The following is a 16,350-nucleotide window of genomic DNA, read 5'->3' on the forward strand; positions in this document are numbered from 1 at the left end:
AGGAAAATGCGATGACGGGATTCAACGGAAACGGTGCCGGCCGGCGCGGCGTGCTGGCGGGTGCAGCGGGCTTGGCGGCGGTGGCCTGGAGCGGCGCGCGGCCGGCCATCGCCCAGGGGAAGTTCCCCAGCCGGCCGATCAGCATCGTGGTGCCGATCCCGGCCGGGGGCGGCACCGATTACGCGGCGCGGCTGATCGCCGAGCCGATGGCGCAGATCCTCGGCCAGCCCGTGGTGGTGGAGAACCGCCCCGGCGGCAACGACGTGATCGGGCTGATGCATGTGGCCCGCTCGCAGCCGGACGGGCACACGCTGCTGATGGGTTATTGCGGCACCATGGCCGGGCGCGCCGCCATCGGCGGCACGGGCAGCGTCAGCACCACCGAGGATTTCGTGCCGATCGGGCAGGTCTCGGACACGCCGCAGCTCTTCGTGGTGCACCCTTCGGTGCCGGCGAAGACGCTGCCGGAGTTCATCGCCCACGCCAAGGCCAACCCGGGCAAGCTCAGCTATGCCTCGGCCGGCAACGGCTCCATGCACCACCTGGGCACCGAGCTGCTGAAGTCCCGCGCCGGAATCGACATGCTGCACGTGCCCTACCGCGGCACGGGGGAGACGATCAGCGACCTGATCGCCGGCCGCATCCAGTTCTACATGAACTCGCCGCCGCCCCTGGTGGCGCTGGTGCGAGACGGGCGGGTGCGGCCGCTCTGCGTCAGTTCCAACGGGCGGCATCCGGGCCTGCCGGAGATCCCCTCGCTGACCGAGGCGGGCGGCTTGCGCGATTTGCCGCTGAATGTCTGGTTCGCACTCTACGCGCCGAAGGCGGTGCCGGCCGAGGTGCGGGTGCAACTCTCAAAAGCCATGGAAACGGCGCTGGCCGAGGAGGGGCTGCGCCGCCGCGCCTTCGAGGCCGGCTCGCTGGTGCGCTTCGAGGGGCCGGAGGCGGTCTCGGCGCGGCTTGCGCGCGAGATCAGCGGGTGGAAGGAAATCGCCCGGGCGGCGAATATCCGGGCAGATTGAGGAAGACGTTCTTTTTTGGAAAAAAGAACCAAAAAAACTTTTGTCAGTTTGCGGTGCGCCGACCGATAGCGCGGCATCAGACTGACAAAGTCTTTTTGCTTCTTTTTCTTCAGAAAAAGAAGATTCTTCAAATCGCCTGGGGCGCCTTGAACTTCCCTTCCTTGTGGAGATCCGCCGCGCGCCAGAGATACCAGGCGGCGGCGGAGCGGTAGGGTGCCCAGGCCAGCCCGATCTCGGCCAGGGCCTTCGGCTTCGGCTGGGCATCGAGGCCGGCGGCGAGGCGGTAGCCCTCGCGCACGCCGAAATCGTCCACCGGCAGGATGTCCGGCCGGCCGAGGGTGAAGATCAGCAGCATCTCCACCGTCCAGCGGCCGACGCCGCGCAGCGCCACCAGCCGCTCGACCAGCTCCTCGTCGGGCAGGCGGGCGGCGGCGCGGCGGGTCGGCACCAGACCGCCCACGCTCTTCAGCGCGATATCGCGGATGGCGGCGCACTTCGCGCCGGAGAAGCCGCAGCCGCGCAAGCCCTCCTCCGGCAGGGCCAGCACCCCCTCGGGGTGCGGGAAGTCCTGGCCGGGGAAGAGGGCGATCAGCCGGTTCAGCATCGCCTCGGCGGCGCGGCCATGCACCTGCTGGTGGGCGATGGCGCGCACCAGCGCCTCGTAGGGCTCGCGCTGGATGGGCTTCAGGGTCATGGCGCCCACCTGCCGCACCACCGGCCCCAGCACGGGGTCGGCGGCGAGGTGGGCGCGGGCGGCGCGGGGGCTGAGGCCCCGCGCGACGGGCCGCGCGGGCGCGCGCATCAGCGGAAGATCAGGTGCGGCAGCACCAGGGTCAGCGCCGGGACATAGGTGATCAGCATCAGGCAGGCGATGATGACGGCGATGAAGACGAAGAGATAGCGCATCATCGTCTCGATGCCGCAGCCGGCCACCTGCGCCGCGGCGAAGAGGTTCACGCCGAAGGGCGGCGTGATCATGCCGAGCGCCAGGTTCACCACCATGATGGTGCCGAAATGCACCCCGTCGATGCCGAAGCGCTGCGCCGCGTCGGCCAGGATCGGCGCGAGCACGATGATGCTGGCGCTGGTCTCGACGAACATGCCGACGACGAACAGGAAGATGTTGGCGCCGAACAGGAAGCTTCCGGCGCCGTCGAAGGTCTCCACCAGCCAGGCGGCGGCGGCGTCCGGCACGCCCTGGCGGTTCAGCAGGTAGGAGAACAACGCGGCGCAGGCGATGATGAACATGATCACCGCCGAGGAGATCACCGACTTGCGGAAGATCGGGTAGAGGTCCCGCCAGGACAGCTCGCGGTGGAGGAACATGCCGACGAGGATGGCGTAGAACACGGCGATGACGCTGGCCTCGGTCGGCGTCGCCACGCCGCCATAGATGCCGCCCAGCACCACCACCGGCATCAGCAGCGCGAAGCCCGCCTGGCGCAGCGCGGCCAGGAAGGGCAGGCGCCCGTCGCCATCCTGCTTGCCCCAGCCCTTGATGCGGCACCACACCAGCACGGTGGCGATCAGCGCGCCGGCGACCAGCGCCCCCGGCACGAAGCCGGCGATGAACAGCTCGGGGATCGAGACCTGGGTGGTCACGCCGTAGAGGATCATCGGGATGGAGGGGGGGATGATGACGCCGAGCTCGGCCGCCGTGGCCTGCAGCGCCGCCGCGAAGCCCACCGGGTAGCCGTGCTTGACCAGCGCCGGGATCATGATGGTGCCGATGGCGAAGGTGGTGGCCACCGAGGAGCCGCTGATGGCGGCGAAGATCATGCAGGTGATGACGCAGGTTGCCGGCAGCCCGCCCTGCACCCCGCCCACCATGGATTTGGCGAACTCGACGAGGCGGCGGCTGATGCCGCCCACATCCATCAAATTGCCCGCCAGGATGAAGAAGGGGATGGCGGCGAGCGGGAACTTGTCCAGCGCCACGAAGATCTGCTGCGCCGCGACGATCATCGGGAAGCGCGTCCAGCCCTCGATGCCGAGGATAGCGGCCAGCCCGATGGCGACGGCGACGGGGATGCCGGCGGCGAAGCCCACCAGCATCACGGTGATCATGGCGCCGGTCATACCGCGGCCTCCAGCTCGGCCGAGCGGCGGTCGAGGAAATTGCCGAGCGCGCCCAGCATGGCGAAGAGCGCGCCGAGCGGGATGGCGGCGTAGCCCCAGGACATCGAGACCTCGAGCCCCGCCATTTCCTGGAACTTCACGCGCTGCGCCATGCTCCAGCCGAACCAGAACAGCACGCCCATCAGCGAGAGGCTGGAGGCCAGCGAGGCGGCCTCCAGGCCGCGCCGCAGGCCGCCACGGCTGTAGCGGTGCGCCATGTCGATGGAGACCAGCGCCCCCGCGCGCAGCGCCACGGCCAGGCCGAGCATGGCCATCCAGATCAGCGCGGTGCGCACCAGCGCCTCGCTCCAGACCGAGGGCGTCTCGGTGGCGAAGCGGGCGATCACCTGCCAGAGCCCGGCGAAGCAGGCCACGGCCAGGGCGAGGCAGGCCGCCACGGCGGCGAGCTCCGTTGCCACCCGGTCGAGCCCGAGGATGGCGCGGCGCGCCGGCTCGGCGCGGGCGCCGATCCAGAGCGCCAGCAGCGTGCCGAGCAGGCTGGCCACGCCGATGACGAGCAGCGGCACGGTGTTCATGGGCGGTTGCGCCGCGCGGCGGCCCGGTGCGTGGTCGGCATGGGTCGGAGATCCTGAGAGGCTTGCCGGGAGAAGCGGGACGCCGCCCGCATGGAGCGGGCGGCGCGGCGGGCCTGGCCGGGGGGGTGGCCGGGGTGCTTGGCCGGGGGTGCTTGGCCGGGGGGGCTTACTGGGCCGGCTTCCAGTCGCGCAGGCGGGCCAGCAGCTTGCCGTCCAGCTCCTTCTCGTACTGCGCGAAGGCGGCCGCCAGCGCCGTCTGGAACTGCGCGGTATCGACGCTGGTGACGACGGTCATGCCGCGGCGGCGCAGCTCGTCCACGCCGCTCTGCTCGTCGGCCGTCACCTTGGCGCGGTTGGCGTCGCGCCCGGCCTTGGCGGCCTCCATGAACATCGTCTTCTCCGCCGCGCTCAGCCGGCCCCACAGGGCGGGGGAGCCGATCAGCAGCGCCGGCGAGTAGACGTGGCCGGTCAGCGTCAGGTACTTCTGCACCTGGTTGATGTTGTTGGCGACGATGACGGGGATGGGGTTCTCCTGGCCATCGACCGTGCCCTGCTGCAGCGCCGGGATCAGCTCGGAGAAGGCCATCGGCGTGGGCAGCGCGCCGAGGGTGGAGAAGGCGCGCATATGCACCTGGTTCTCCATGGTGCGCACCTTCAGGCCGCGGATGTCGGCAGGCGTGCTCACCTCGCGGCGGCTGTTGGTCAGGTGGCGGAAGCCGTTCTCCATCCACATCACGCCGACCAGCCCGCGCGCCTGGAACTTCGCCAGGATCTCCTGCCCGATGGCGGAATCCAGCGCGCCGCGCGCATGGGCGTAGTCGCGGAACAGGAAGGGCACGTCCACCGTCCGCACCTCCGGCACGAAATTGCCGACCGGGCCGGTGGAGGTGATGGTGAAGTCCAGCGTGCCGATCTGCACGCTCTCGATCATCTCGCGCTCATTGTCGTTGCGCTGGATGGTGACGCGGTACTTGCCGTTGGAGAGCTTCTCCAGCGTCTCCTTGAAGGCCGTCGCGCCCGCGCCGTAGTGGCTGTTGGCGGTGGGCAGCGGGTGCTGGACGGTAATCTCGGTCTGGGCGCGGGCGGGGCCGGCGGCCAGGATGGCGGTGAAGCCGGCGGCCATCCCGAAGGCCAGCGCGTGGCGGCGCAGCATGCTCATGGCGTCATGTCCTCCCACGGCGCGGTTCGGCCCGCGCCGCCTGTGGCGTCACTTCTAGGGGAGGCACAGGCCGGTTTCAATGTGTTGCGACGCAACCGTTCTCACGGTGCGGGGACAGGCGGTGACCGGGCCCCCGGCATGCCGCATGTTGCGCGGTCCATCGCCCGGACCGCTTCATGACCCAGCCCGCCGCCGACGAGGCGCCCTATATCGAGCGCGGCACGCCGGCCTTCCGCCGTACCAACCTGGCCTTCATCTGCGCCGGCTTCGCCACCTTCGCGCTGCTCTACTGCGCCCAGCCACTGCTGCCGGCCTTCGCGGAAGCCTTCTCCATCAGCCCGGCGGCGAGCAGCCTGGCGCTCTCCCTGCCCACGGCGGTGATGGCGGTGTGCATGCTGCTGGCCAGCGCCGCCTCCGAGGCGCTGGGCCGCAAGCCGGTGATGCTGGTCTCGGTGCTGGCCTCAGCGCTGCTGACCATCGCCGCCGCCTTCGCGCCGGGCTGGGAGAGCTTCCTGCTGCTGCGCGCCCTGCTCGGCATCGCGCTCAGCGGCCTGCCGGCGGTGGCCATGGCCTACATCACCGAGGAGCTGCACCCGCGCTCCAGCGGCTATGCCATGGGCCTCTACATCAGCGGCACGGCGATGGGCGGCATGGCCGGGCGCGTCGTCTCCGGGCTGCTGCTGGAGGCGGGGGGCTGGCGCGGCTCGGTGGGCGTCATCGGGCTGCTGGGGCTGGCCTCGGCCCTGGTGTTCTGGCGCAGCCTGCCGCCCTCGCGGCACTTCCACCCGCGGCCGCTGGCCTGGGGCGGGCTGGCGGCCAATTTCGCCACGCATCTGCGCGACCCGGGGCTGCGCTGGCTGTTCGCGCTGGGCTTCCTGTTCATGGGCAGCTTCGTCACCGTCTACAACTATGTCGGCTTCCGGCTGCTGGCGCCGCCCTTCGGCCTGCCGCACGGCCTCGTGGCGCTGGTGTTCAGCGTCTACCTGGTGGGCATCGGCAGCTCGGCCTTCGTCGGCGGGCTGTCGGACCGGTTCGGGCGGCGGCGGGTGCTGTGGCTGACGGTGCTGGCCATGCTGGCCGGGCTGGCGCTCACCCTGGCGGCGAGCCTGCCGCTGCTGGTGCTGGGGCTGGCGCTGCTCACCTTCGGCTTCTTTGGCTCGCACGCGCTGGCCAGCGCGTGGGTGGGGCAGCGCGCCGGTGCGGCGAAGGCACAGGCTTCCTCCCTCTACCTCTTCGCCTACTACATGGGGGCCAGCATCATGGGCGCCTCGGGCGGCCTCGCCTGGGCGGCGGCGGGCTGGGCCGGGGTGGCTGCGCTGGTGGGGGTGGCGCTGCTGGCGGCGCTGCTGATCGCGCTGCGGCTGGCGCGGCTGGGCGGCGCGGGCTGAAGGCCGCGCCGCCCGGGCGGGGCTACTGGTAGCCGCCCGTCTTCTCGCGCTCCTTGGCGGCGTCTTCCTGGGTCTTCTCGTCCACCGGCTGCTGGCCGGGCTTGGGGTCCTGGCTCTTCTCGTCGGCGGGCTTGTTCGGCTCGGCCATATCCGGTCCTCCTGGGTTGACCTCAGGGAGAACGGCGCAGGGGGCCGCGGGTTCCGCGCCTCAGGCGCCGCGTGGCGCGAGCAGGATGACCGCCGCGCCGGCCAGGCAGAGCGCCGCGCCCGCCATGTCCCACCGGTCCGGCCGCGCCCCCTCCACCGCCCACATCCAGCCCAGCGAGGCGGCGATGTAGACGCCCCCATAGGCGGCGAAGGCGCGGCCGGCGGCGCTGCTCTCCACCAGGGTGAGCAGCGCGCCGAACAGCGCCAGGCTGGCCAGCCCCGGCAGCAGCCACCAGCCGGAGCGCCCCAGCCGCAGCACCATCCACAGCGCGTAGCACCCCCCGATCTCCGCCAGCGCGGCGCCGAGATAGACCAGGGCGGTGCGCGCCATGCCCGCCGCCTCAGCCGTGCCGGATGGCGATGGTCTTGAGCGCGGCGAAGCCGGCCAGCGCCGCGAAGCCCTTCTCGCGGCCATGCCCGCTGCGCTTCACGCCGCCGAAGGGCAACTCCACGCCGCCGCCCGCGCCGTAGTTGTTGACGAAGACCTGCCCGGCCTTGATGCCGCGCGAGAGCCGCATGGCGCGGCCGATATCGGCCGTCCACACCCCCGCCACCAGCCCAAACTGGGTGCCGTTGGCGATGGCCAGCGCCTCCGCCTCGTCGGTGAAGCGGATGGCGGTCAGCACCGGGCCGAACACCTCCTCCTGCGCCAGCCGGTGGGTGGGGGCCACGTCGGCCAGCAGGGTCGGCTGCACGTAGTAGCCGCCCTCCGGCGCGTTGGAGGCGATGCGGCCCCGGCCGGCGAGGTTCAGGCCATCATTGCGCGCGAAGTCGAGGAAGCCGTTGACGCGCTTCTGCTGGTCGGCGTTCACCACCGGGCCGAGGTCGAGGTCGCGCTCAGCGGGGCCGGCCTCCAGGCGGCCGAAGCGCCCGGCGAGGTCGGCCACGAAGCGGTCGAAGATGCCGGCCTGCACCAGCACGCGGGAGCCGGCCGAGCAGGTCTGGCCGGCATTCTGGATGATGCCGTTCATCACCGTCGCCGCCGCCGTGTCGAGGTCGGCGTCCTGGAACACCAGCTGCGGGCTCTTGCCGCCCAGCTCCAGCGTGACGGGGATGGTGTTCCGCGCCGCCGCCGCCTGCACCAGCGTGCCCACCTCCGGGCTGCCGGTGAAGGAGACGTGGGAAATGCCGGGATGCGCCGTCAGTGCCGCGCCGGCTTCCTCGCCGAGGCCGGTGACGACGTTCCACACCCCCTCGGGGAAACCTGCCTCCGCCGCCAGCTCCGCCAGCATCAGCGAGGAGAGGGAGGCGTCCTCGGCCGGCTTCAGCACGCAGGCATTGCCCATGGCCAGCGCCGCGCCCACCGAGCGGCCGACGATCTGCATCGGGTAGTTCCACGGCACGATGTGGCCGGTCACGCCATGCGGCTCCCACACCGTCAGCACCGTCATGCCGTCGGCGTAGGGGATGGTGTCGCCATGCATCTTGTCGGCGCTGGAGCCGTAGAACTCGAAGTAGCGGGCGCAGGCGGTGGCGTCGGCGCGGGCCTGGCGGATCGGCTTGCCGACATCGCGGCTCTCGGCCTGGGCCAGCGCCTCGGCGTCGCGCTCGATCAGCGTGGCGAGCCGCGTCAGCAGGCGGCCGCGCTCGGTGGCGGAGAGGCGGCCCCAGGGGCCATCCAGCGCCGCCTGCGCCGCGCGCACCGCGGCGTCGATCTCGGCCTGCCCGCCGCGCGCGATCCGGGCGAAGGCGTGCCCGTCGGAGGGGTTGATGACGGGGATGTGCCGCTCCGCGGCGATGCTCCTGCCGCCGATCCAGTGGCCGTGGGTCTGCATGGGCTTCCTCGATTCCGTGCCTGAGGGCGTGGTCTAGAGCAGATCGGGCGCCGGCGGAATTCGCCCCCGCCGGCGCGGCGTGGCAGGATCGGCCGAACACATCCAGGGAAGGAGACAGGGCATGTCCGAGGAACCGGTGCTGCTGGAGGTCGATGCGCGCGGCGTCGCCACCGTCACGCTCAACCGCCCGCAGCGGGGCAACGCCTACAATGGCGCGCTGCTGGCGGCGCTGACCGACGGGCTGGAGCAGCTCGGCCGGGATGCCGCGCTGCGGGCGCTGGTGATCCGCGGCGCGGGGCGCCACTTCCAGGCCGGCGCCGATATCGACTGGCTGAGCGAGGCCGCCGGCGCCACGCCGGAGCAGGCCTTCGCCGCCTCCATGGCCACCACCGAGGCGATGGCGCGGCTCAACGAGTTCCCGCGCCCCACCTTCGCCGTGGTGCAGGGGGCGTGCTTCGGCGGCGGCTGCGGCGTGGTGTGCTGCGTCGACGTGGCGCTGGCGACACCGGCCGCCCTGTTCGGGCTGAGCGAGGTGCGCGTCGGCGTGGCGCCGACGCCGATCTCGACGCACATGGTGCACGCCATGGGGCTGCGCCAGGCGCGGCGCTACGCCATCACCGGCGAGCGGTTCGACGCGGCCGAGGCGCTGCGCATCGGGCTGGTGCACGAGGTGCACGAGGCGGAGGTGATCGAGGCGCGGCTGGAGGAGATCCTGGCCGAGACGATGCTCTCCGCCCCCGGCGCCATCGCCGTGACCAAGCGCTCGCTGCTGGAGGCGAACGGGCTGGCCCTCTCGCCGCGCGAGATGGCGCAGCTGGCCACCGAATCCTGGATGCAGCGCGCCTCGGCCGAGGGGCGGGAGGGCCTCGCCGCCTTCCGCGAGAAGCGCCGCCCCGGCTGGGCGTGAGGCAGGGCGGGGAGGGGCCTACCCTCTCCCCGCGCCGGCCTCCAGCCACAGCATCCCCCAGCCGATCAGCAGCACCGCCACCAAGGCCGGCGACAGCAGCCGCCAGAAGCGCGCCGGCCGCGTGCCATCGGCCAGCAGGGCCGCGATCATGGCGGTGACGGCGAAGCTCATCCCGGCGCCGGCCGCGCCGGCGAAGTTGTGCAGCCCGGCGGCCTGCACGGGGGTGAGCCCGGCGGCCTGCCCCAGCGCCACCTGCACCGGCATCAGCGCGGCGTTGGAGCCGACATTGCTGCCGGTGACCAGCCCCGAGACCAGCCCGAGCGGCGGCAGCGCATAGGCCGCGAAAGGCCCGAGCGCCCCGGCCGCCGCCTGCGCCAGCGCCGCCGCCACCCCCGCCCCCGCCAGCAGCCGGCCGAGCAGCACGTAGAGCAGCATGGCCAGCGCCGGGCGCCGCGCCCGCAGCAGCGCGCCCCAGGCCGCCGGCAGCGCCCCCGGCGCGCGCAGCGCCAGCAGCAGGGCCGAGACGCACCACAGCACCACCGCCACATGCGTCAGCGTCAACGCCGGCAGGTCGGGGAAGGGGCGGATGGATGGCGCCCCCTGCCAGGAGCGCGCCAGCAGCAGCGCCAGCGTCAGCCCCGCCCAGGGTGCCAGCGCCCGCGCCGCGCGCCGCCAGCCCGCGACGCCCTGCGGCGGCTCCAGCCGCCACAGCACCCAGAGCAGCGGCAGGCCGGTGGCGATGATGCCCGCCGCCTCGAAGGGCAGGGCGAGGTTGGCGGCCAGCAGCAGCGCCGCCACCACCGCCATCAGCCCCATCTGCCGCAGCCGCTCCGGCCCCGGCACCGGCACGCCGGCGGCGGCCGAGACGCGCCACAGCACCGGCGCTAGGCAGAGCATCCACAGCGCGCTGGGCCAGGCAGTGGCCAGCGCCACCGCCTGCGCCGGCTGGCCGATCAGCGCCGCGCCCAGCGCCGTGCCGGGGCCGAGGCCGCCCCAGGGCACCAGCACCAGCGCCAGCAGCGCCAGCGCGCCCGCCGGCGCGCCGGAAAGCCCCATGCGCCGCAGCGTGGCGAGGGCGAAGACGCCGCCCACCGCGAAGCCCGTGACGCTCTCGACGAAGGCGCCGCCCAGCAGGGTGGCGGCGAAGACGCGGCGCGGCGTGGCGGGGTGGGGCGTGGCCTCGGCGGGGGCGAGTCGCGTCACCGCCGTGTGGAACAGCAGGCCACCCAGCAGCACCGCCGCCGGCTGCGCCGCCAGCCAGGCGCCGCGCAGCGCCTCGCGCGCCAGGAAGCCGGGCAGGCCGCCCGCCTCCGCCGCCGGCGGCAGGGTGAGGGCGATGGCCGGCAGCGCGGCGGCCAGGGCGGCGAGGCAGGCGCCCACCGGCCCGGCCCGGCCGGAGAGAAGCAGCGCCAGGAGCAGCAGCAGCGGCGTGGATTGCAACAGCAGGAGCATGATGGCCAGCATCCTCCCCGAGCCCAGGCGCTTCCGCCAGGGGGCATGGGAATGGGCAAAGGCAGGAAAGCCTGGGGGGCTGACGGGCCTTGCGGGCGGGGCTAAGCCATTTCCACCACGCCGGCGCCCGACCGGCGGCCACCGAGCAGGAGGACACATCCATGAGCGTATCCCTCGTCGCCCCCCGCAAGCTGCTGATCGGCGGCGGCGCGCTGGCGGAGCTGCCGGCCCTGCTGCGCGAGTTCGGCCTCTCCCAGCCCCTGGTGGTGACGGACCCGTGGATGGTCTCCTCCGGCATGATCGACCGCGTGCTGGCGCCGCTGGCCGCCGCCGGAATCGCGCCCCGCGTCTTCTCCGACACCGTGGCCGACCCGACCGACACCACCGTGGCCGCGGGCGTCGCCGTGCTGCGCGAGGTGCCGCATGACTGCCTGATCGGCTTCGGCGGCGGCAGCCCGATGGACACGGCCAAGGCCATGGCGATCCTGACCGCCGCCGCCCCCGGCCAGCACATGCGGGACTTCAAGGTGCCCGCCAGCGCCGACCGCGCCGCGCTGCCCGTGATCTGCGTGCCCACCACCGCCGGCACCGGCAGCGAGGCCACGCGCTTCACCATCGTCACCGACACGGAGCGGGACGAGAAGATGCTGATCGCCGGCCTCGGTGCGCTGCCGCTGGCGGCGGTGGTGGATTACGAGCTGACCTTCAGCGTGCCGCCGCGCATCACGGCGGATACCGGCATCGACAGCCTGACCCACGCGCTGGAGGCCTTCGTCTCCAAGCGCGCCAGCCCGCTCTCCGACCTCTATGCCCGCGCCGCGATGCCGCTGATCGCGCGCAACCTGCGCACCGCCTATGCCAGCCCGCAGGACCGCGCGGCGCGCGCGGCGATGATGGAGGGGGCGACTCTGGCGGGCCTCGCCTTCTCCAACAGCTCGGTGGCGCTGGTGCATGGCATGAGCCGGCCGATCGGCGCGCATTTCCACGTGCCGCACGGCCTCTCCAACGCCATGCTGCTGCCGGCGGTGACGCGCTTCGGGCTGAAGGCGGGGCAGGCGCGCTATGCCGAGGCGGCGCGCCTCATGGGCCTGGCCGACGCCGCCACGCCGGATGCCGCCGCTGCCGAGGCGCTGCTGGCCGAGCTGCGCGCGCTGAACCAGGAACTCGGCGTGCCGAGCCCGCGCCAGTTCGGCATCGACCCGGCGGCCTGGGATTCGCGGCTCGGCACCATGGCGGCGCAGGCCCTGGCCTCGGGCAGCCCGGGCAACAATCCGCGCGTGCCGGAGGCGGAGGAGATCGTCGCGCTCTACCGCGAATGCTACGGCTGAAGCCTAGGCGCGGCGCCGCTGCCGGGCGCCGGCGCCGCCGGGCGCCAGCCGCGGCGGCAGGCTGTGCGCCGCGGCCCAGGCGGGCAGGGCGGGGCCGGGCAACGGGCGGCTGATGGCATAGCCCTGCACCCGGTCGACCCCGGCCATGGCGGCGGCGCGCCAGAGCGCCGCGCTGGACACGCCCTCGGCTGTCACGCTCATGCGCCGCGCATGCGCCCGCGCCACCAGCCGCTGCACCAGGGCGCGGGCGCGGCGGCTGCGCGGCATGGCCGAGACCAGGTGCCGGTCCAGCTTGATGCCGGCGAAGGGCAGTTCCAGCAGCGCGGCGCGGTCGTCGTCGAGGCCCATGTCGTCGATCAGCACGGCATGGCCGGCGGCGCCGAAATGGCGCAGCGCCCGGCGCAGCGCGGCGCGGTCGCGCACCGGCGTCGTCTCGGTCAGCTCCAGCACCAGCGCGCCGGGGGGGAAGCGGGTGCTGGCCAGCAGGCGGCGCAGCCAGCCCAGCGTTTCCGGCTCCAGCATCAGTTCCAGCGGCAGGTTCAGGCTGATCTGGCTGCCGAGCCGCGCCGCCCGTGGCGCCATCTCGGTGAAGGCCACCAGCGCCACCGCCTGGGCCAGGGCGCGGGAGAGCCCGTGCCGCTCCGCCAGGGGCACGAAGAGGTCCGGGCTCAGCGGCGTGTCGTCCCGCCGCTGCCAGCGGGCCAGCCCCTCCAGCAGCACCGGCCGGCGGTCGCCCAGGTTCAGCACCGGCTGGTAGCGTACCGCGATCTCGCCGCGCGCCAGTCCGAGCGCCAGCTCGTGCGGGTCGTCGGTGGGGATCTGCGGCGGCCAGGCGGAGAGGGTGCGCAGCGCCCGGGTCAGCGCCTTCACCTCGGGCGGCACGCTGACGAGGCCCGCCGTCTCGGCCGGGGGCCGCTGCTGCTCCCGCACCAGCACCAGCCCGGTGGGGGCGAAGGGGTCGCGGGCGGTGGCCATCAGGGCCGGCCAGCTCTCGCCGGCGGTGGAGGGCTGGCAGATCAGCCGCGCCGGGCGGTCATCGGCGCGGAACAGCTGGCGCAGCGCCTCGCGCCCTGAGGCGACGAACAGCGGCGCCATGTCGCCCGCGGCGTTCGAGGCCATTCGGGCGGCGGTCAGGATGGCAGGGTCATCGGCCAGCACGAGCGTGCGGAATGGCACGGCCGGCTGGCGCAGAACGGATGGGTGCGGCATGGGGTCCTTCGAGCCGCATATTAATAATTTGTTTCCGGTCTGTCTCCATGACAATTATGAGCATATTCTCATTATTGAGAGCAGGCAGCGCTACCGTCTCAGGCTGTGGTCTTCCACCTCTGCTGCCAGGAGGTGATCTCCTGCGCCATCCGGGCCTGCCGGCTGCGGCGGCGATGGCGCCGGCCTTGGCGGGCAGCGCCTCGGCCTCCGCCGGGGAGCCATGGGCCGGGCCGCAGCAGGGCACGGTGCTGCGCTGCCGCCAGCGGCAGGCCCTGCTCGGCCGGGGGTTGGCAGGTCCGGCAGCAGCTCCAGCCGCGCCGCCTCGGTGATGCCAAGCCCGGTCAGCCAGGCGGCGCGCAGACCAGGCAGGGCAGGGAGAAGGCACCAATTCAGCGCCCATTGCCGGGGGGGTGCCCCCCGGCCCACCCGCGCCGTGCAGGTTGCGCGGCCGGATGCCGGAGCGGCGGGGCTGGCGCTCGAGGAAGGGGCGAAGGCGCCGGCGTGCAGGGCGCCGGCGCTGTCCGGCTCGGGGCGGATCGAAGGGCAGGGTGTGCCCGCCGCCGTTGGCCCCGGCAGGGCCAGCGGCGGCGGGTACGCTGCGGGCGCTGCCTCAGCGGCGCGGGGCGGCGCCCGGCGGGGCTGCCGGCGCCGGCGCCTCGGTGCCCCGCCGCAGCCGGTTCTCGCCCAGGAAGAGCAGGATCGGCGCGGCGATGAAGATGGAGGAGGAGGTGGAGGCGATGATGCCGAACACCATCGTCCAGGCGAAGCCGGAGAGCGCGTCGCCGCCGAACAGCGCCAGCGGCAGGGCGGAGAGCAGCAGCGTCATCGAGGTGCCGACGGTGCGGTTCAGCGTCTCGTTGATCGACTTGTCGATCAGCTGGCGCAGCGGCATCGTCTTGTACTTGCGGAGGTTCTCGCGCATCCGGTCGTACACCACGACCTTGTCGTTGATCGAGAAGCCGATGATGGTCAGCACCGCCGCCACCGTGGTCAGGCTGAACTCGATGCGGGTGATGGCGAGGAAGCCCACCACCTTGGTCGTCTCCAGCACCAGGGTGACGATGGCGCCGACGGCGAACTGCCACTCGAAGCGGAACCAGATGTAGACCAGCATCGCCAGCATCGACATGCCGAGGGCGATCAGGCTGTTGGCGAACAGCTCGGCCGAGACGCGGTTGCCCACCGCCTCGGTGCGCAGGATGCGCGCGCCCGGCGCCGCCTGCTCCAGCGCGCCGCGCACGGCGTTGACGGCGGCCTGGGTGGCGCCCTCCTCGCCCTCCTGGCCCTGCACGGGCAGGCGCAGCAGCACGGTGCTGTCGTCGCCGAACTGCTGCAGCCCGACATCGCCGAGGTCGAGGCCGCCCATGGCGCCGCGCAGGGCGCCGAGGTCGGCCGGCCCCTGGGTGCGGATCTCCATGATGATGCCGCCGCGGAAGTCGATGCCCTTCTCCAGCCCCGGATAGAAGGCGAGGCCGAGGGAGAGCACCGAGAGCAGGGCGGAGAAGGCGATGCCCAGCACGCGGCCGCGCATGAAGGCGATCTGGGTGTTGTCCGGGACGATCCGGAACAGCGGGCGGGAGAGGAACATGGGGCGCGTCTCCTCAGACCGGCAGGGTCTTGGGGCGGCGGGAGCGGTACCAGGCGGAGACCATCAGCCGCACCAGCACGGTGGCCGACCACATCGAGGCGATGGTGCCGATGGCCACCGTGACGGCGAAGCCGCGCACCGGGCCGGAGCCCAGCACGTAGAGGCAGGCCATGGCGATCAGGTTGGTCAGGTTGCTGTCCATGATGGTGCCGGAGGCCTTGGTGAAGCCGGCCTCGAGCGCGCTGATCGGCGGCCTGCCTGCCTTCACCTCCTCGCGGATGCGCTCGTTGATCAGGATGTTGGCGTCCACCGCCGTGCCCAGCGTCAGCACGATGCCGGCGATGCCGGGCAGGGTGAGGGTGGCGCCGAGCAGCGACAGGGCGGCCACCAGCAGCAGGATGTTCACCACCAGCGCCAGGTTGGCGAACCAGCCGAACAGCCCGTAGGCGAAGCCCATGTAGCCGATGACGAAGGCGGCGCCGACTGCCAGGCTGAGCAGGCCGGCGCGGATCGCGTCCGCCCCCAGCTCGGGGCCCACGGTGCGCTCCTCCACCACGGTGAGCGGGGCGGGCAGCGCGCCGGCGCGCAGCAGCACCGCCAGGTCGTTGGCGCCCGCCGCGTTGAAATTGCCGCTGATCTGGCCCCGCCCGCCGGTGATCGGCTCGCGGATGACGGGGGCGGTGATCACCTTGTTGTCCAGCACGATGGCGAAGGGGCGGCCGACATTCTGCCGGGTGATGTCGGCGAAGCGGCGGGTGCCCACGGAGTCGAAGGTGAAGTTCACCACCCATTCGCCGTTGCGGCTGTCCTGGCCGGCGCGGGCGTCGGAGAGGTTGGCGCCGTCCACCTCGATGCGGCGGCGGACGGGGTAGCGCGTGCCCGGCTGCTCGCCCTCCAGGAACTCGACGCCCGGCGGCGGCACGGCGGCCTGCAGATTGGCGTTCTCGTCCAGCAGGCGGAAGGTCATGCGGGCGGTGCGGCCCAGCAGCTCCTTGATCCGGTTGGGATCCTCGACGCCGGGGAGCTGCACCAGGATGCGGCTCTGGCCCTGGCGGGCGATCAGCGCCTCGGCCACGCCCGTCTCGTCGATGCGGCGGCGGACGATCTCGATGGACTGCTCCACCGCGCCGCCGGCCCGCGCCCGCAGCGCGGCCTCGCTGAGCGTGGCGGTGATGGTGCCGTCCGGCTGGCTGGCCAGCTCCACATCGGGGGCGGTGGCGCCGCCGCCCACCGGCACCGGGTTGGCCAGCTCGCGCAGCGCAGCGAGCGCCGCCTGGGTCTGCGCCGGGTCCCGCACGCGCAGCGTCAGGCTGTTGGCGGCGGGCTGCGCCTGCAGGTTCAGGTAGCCGATATTGGCCTGGCGCAGCCGGGTGCGGGCGCCATCGGCCAGGCTTTCCAGCCGCTCGCGCACCACCGCGTTCAGGTCCACCTCCAGCAGCAGGTAGGAGCCGCCGCGCAGGTCGAGGCCAAGCGAGATCTGCCGCGCCGGCAGCCAGGACGGAATGGCCGAGCGCGGCACGACATTGGGCAGAGACAGCAGAACACCCAGCAGGATGACGCCGAGAATGGCGGCGACCTTCCACCGCGCGAAGTACAGCATGGCCGAGAAGGCCCCCCAAGCTAGAGGGTGCGGAAAATGCTGCCCCGCCGCCGCCGATGCA

The 16,350-nt window shown here is 73.0% G+C and carries 15 protein-coding genes; 4 read left to right on the plus strand and 11 right to left on the minus strand.

Annotated elements, in window-relative coordinates:
* Positions 1 to 11 precede the first annotated feature (11 nt).
* Positions 12 to 1,022, plus strand: a complete 1,011-nt coding sequence (locus tag CR165_RS01550) for a Bug family tripartite tricarboxylate transporter substrate binding protein (protein WP_109515186.1) — start codon at positions 12 to 14, stop codon at positions 1,020 to 1,022.
* Between the two features lie 127 nt (positions 1,023 to 1,149).
* Here the strand turns inward: CR165_RS01550 and CR165_RS01560 are convergent, their stop codons facing one another.
* From CR165_RS01560 to CR165_RS01575, 4 genes are all read right to left on the minus strand, one after another.
* The gene (locus CR165_RS01560) at positions 1,150 to 1,824 is read right to left on the minus strand and encodes a DNA-3-methyladenine glycosylase family protein (RefSeq protein WP_109515188.1); all 675 of its coding nucleotides are present in this window, start codon (positions 1,822 to 1,824) and stop codon (positions 1,150 to 1,152) included.
* Positions 1,824 to 3,101, minus strand: coding sequence for a TRAP transporter large permease (locus CR165_RS01565; protein ID WP_109515189.1), 1,278 nt, complete (start codon positions 3,099 to 3,101; stop codon positions 1,824 to 1,826). Before CR165_RS01565 ends, CR165_RS01560 begins: the two co-directional genes overlap by 1 nt.
* Entirely contained in the window at positions 3,098 to 3,676 is a 579-nt protein-coding gene (locus CR165_RS01570; RefSeq protein WP_109515190.1) for a TRAP transporter small permease, read from the minus strand. Before CR165_RS01570 ends, CR165_RS01565 begins: the two co-directional genes overlap by 4 nt.
* 166 nt (positions 3,677 to 3,842) lie before the next feature.
* On the minus strand, positions 3,843 to 4,835 hold the full coding sequence (locus CR165_RS01575) for a TRAP transporter substrate-binding protein (RefSeq protein ID WP_109515191.1): 993 nt from the start codon (positions 4,833 to 4,835) through the stop codon (positions 3,843 to 3,845).
* Positions 4,836 to 5,011: 176 nt separating this feature from the next.
* On the opposite strand from CR165_RS01575, the gene CR165_RS01580 reads away from it, so the two are divergent.
* Complete coding sequence (locus CR165_RS01580) at positions 5,012 to 6,223, plus strand: MFS transporter (RefSeq protein WP_109515192.1); 1,212 nt, start codon at positions 5,012 to 5,014, stop codon at positions 6,221 to 6,223.
* A gap of 22 nt (positions 6,224 to 6,245) precedes the next feature.
* On the opposite strand, the gene CR165_RS25925 is transcribed toward CR165_RS01580, so the two are convergent.
* The 3 genes from CR165_RS25925 to CR165_RS01590 are packed head-to-tail and all read right to left on the minus strand — an operon-like array spanning position 6,246 to position 8,205.
* A complete protein-coding gene (locus CR165_RS25925; protein ID WP_281262089.1) occupies positions 6,246 to 6,371 on the minus strand; it encodes a hypothetical protein in 126 nt (41 codons plus the stop codon).
* Between the two features lie 60 nt (positions 6,372 to 6,431).
* Entirely contained in the window at positions 6,432 to 6,761 is a 330-nt protein-coding gene (locus tag CR165_RS01585) for a YnfA family protein (RefSeq protein ID WP_109515193.1), read from the minus strand.
* 10 nt (positions 6,762 to 6,771) lie between these two features.
* Entirely contained in the window at positions 6,772 to 8,205 is a 1,434-nt protein-coding gene (locus CR165_RS01590; protein WP_109515194.1) for an aldehyde dehydrogenase family protein, read from the minus strand.
* Between the two features lie 121 nt (positions 8,206 to 8,326).
* Here CR165_RS01590 and CR165_RS01595 point away from each other — a divergent pair, with 121 nt between their 5' ends.
* Positions 8,327 to 9,112: an enoyl-CoA hydratase-related protein gene (locus CR165_RS01595; RefSeq protein WP_109515195.1), complete on the plus strand. Its 786-nt coding sequence runs from the start codon at positions 8,327 to 8,329 to the stop codon at positions 9,110 to 9,112.
* Between the two features lie 18 nt (positions 9,113 to 9,130).
* Here the strand turns inward: CR165_RS01595 and CR165_RS01600 are convergent, their stop codons facing one another.
* Positions 9,131 to 10,564: a hypothetical protein gene (locus tag CR165_RS01600; protein ID WP_146201808.1), complete on the minus strand. Its 1,434-nt coding sequence runs from the start codon at positions 10,562 to 10,564 to the stop codon at positions 9,131 to 9,133.
* Positions 10,565 to 10,725: 161 nt separating this feature from the next.
* On the opposite strand from CR165_RS01600, the gene CR165_RS01605 reads away from it, so the two are divergent.
* Positions 10,726 to 11,892: an iron-containing alcohol dehydrogenase gene (locus tag CR165_RS01605; protein ID WP_109515197.1), complete on the plus strand. Its 1,167-nt coding sequence runs from the start codon at positions 10,726 to 10,728 to the stop codon at positions 11,890 to 11,892.
* A 3-nt stretch (positions 11,893 to 11,895) separates the two neighbouring features.
* Here CR165_RS01605 and CR165_RS01610 read toward each other — a convergent pair whose 3' ends face one another.
* From CR165_RS01610 to secD, 3 genes are all read right to left on the minus strand, one after another.
* Complete coding sequence (locus CR165_RS01610; protein WP_109515198.1) at positions 11,896 to 13,101, minus strand: EAL domain-containing protein; 1,206 nt, start codon at positions 13,099 to 13,101, stop codon at positions 11,896 to 11,898.
* 610 nt (positions 13,102 to 13,711) lie between these two features.
* Positions 13,712 to 14,689 (minus strand): protein translocase subunit SecF, encoded by a 978-nt coding sequence (secF, locus tag CR165_RS01615; protein WP_109515199.1) that lies wholly within the window; start codon positions 14,687 to 14,689, stop codon positions 13,712 to 13,714.
* Between the two features lie 13 nt (positions 14,690 to 14,702).
* The gene (gene secD, locus CR165_RS01620; RefSeq protein WP_109515200.1) at positions 14,703 to 16,289 is read right to left on the minus strand and encodes a protein translocase subunit SecD; all 1,587 of its coding nucleotides are present in this window, start codon (positions 16,287 to 16,289) and stop codon (positions 14,703 to 14,705) included.
* Positions 16,290 to 16,350 lie beyond the last annotated feature (61 nt).

Source organism: Teichococcus aestuarii, assembly GCF_003116135.1.
Classification (GTDB): Bacteria; Pseudomonadota; Alphaproteobacteria; order Acetobacterales; family Acetobacteraceae; genus Pseudoroseomonas; species Pseudoroseomonas aestuarii.

What these genes read in the sequence shown, in the direction of transcription:
- CR165_RS01550 (WP_109515186.1), top strand. Translation starts at nt 12, where the DNA reads ATGACGGGATTCAACGGAAACGGTGCCGGCCGGCGCGGCGTGCTGGCG.
- CR165_RS01560 (WP_109515188.1), bottom strand. Translation starts at nt 1,824, where the DNA reads ATGCGCGCGCCCGCGCGGCCCGTCGCGCGGGGCCTCAGCCCCCGCGCC.
- CR165_RS01565 (WP_109515189.1), bottom strand. Translation starts at nt 3,101, where the DNA reads ATGACCGGCGCCATGATCACCGTGATGCTGGTGGGCTTCGCCGCCGGC.
- CR165_RS01570 (WP_109515190.1), bottom strand. Translation starts at nt 3,676, where the DNA reads ATGAACACCGTGCCGCTGCTCGTCATCGGCGTGGCCAGCCTGCTCGGC.
- CR165_RS01575 (WP_109515191.1), bottom strand. Translation starts at nt 4,835, where the DNA reads ATGAGCATGCTGCGCCGCCACGCGCTGGCCTTCGGGATGGCCGCCGGC.
- CR165_RS01580 (WP_109515192.1), top strand. Translation starts at nt 5,012, where the DNA reads ATGACCCAGCCCGCCGCCGACGAGGCGCCCTATATCGAGCGCGGCACG.
- CR165_RS25925 (WP_281262089.1), bottom strand. Translation starts at nt 6,371, where the DNA reads ATGGCCGAGCCGAACAAGCCCGCCGACGAGAAGAGCCAGGACCCCAAG.
- CR165_RS01585 (WP_109515193.1), bottom strand. Translation starts at nt 6,761, where the DNA reads ATGGCGCGCACCGCCCTGGTCTATCTCGGCGCCGCGCTGGCGGAGATC.
- CR165_RS01590 (WP_109515194.1), bottom strand. Translation starts at nt 8,205, where the DNA reads ATGCAGACCCACGGCCACTGGATCGGCGGCAGGAGCATCGCCGCGGAG.
- CR165_RS01595 (WP_109515195.1), top strand. Translation starts at nt 8,327, where the DNA reads ATGTCCGAGGAACCGGTGCTGCTGGAGGTCGATGCGCGCGGCGTCGCC.
- CR165_RS01600 (WP_146201808.1), bottom strand. Translation starts at nt 10,564, where the DNA reads ATGCTCCTGCTGTTGCAATCCACGCCGCTGCTGCTGCTCCTGGCGCTG.
- CR165_RS01605 (WP_109515197.1), top strand. Translation starts at nt 10,726, where the DNA reads ATGAGCGTATCCCTCGTCGCCCCCCGCAAGCTGCTGATCGGCGGCGGC.
- CR165_RS01610 (WP_109515198.1), bottom strand. Translation starts at nt 13,101, where the DNA reads ATGCCGCACCCATCCGTTCTGCGCCAGCCGGCCGTGCCATTCCGCACG.
- secF (WP_109515199.1), bottom strand. Translation starts at nt 14,689, where the DNA reads ATGTTCCTCTCCCGCCCGCTGTTCCGGATCGTCCCGGACAACACCCAG.
- secD (WP_109515200.1), bottom strand. Translation starts at nt 16,289, where the DNA reads ATGCTGTACTTCGCGCGGTGGAAGGTCGCCGCCATTCTCGGCGTCATC.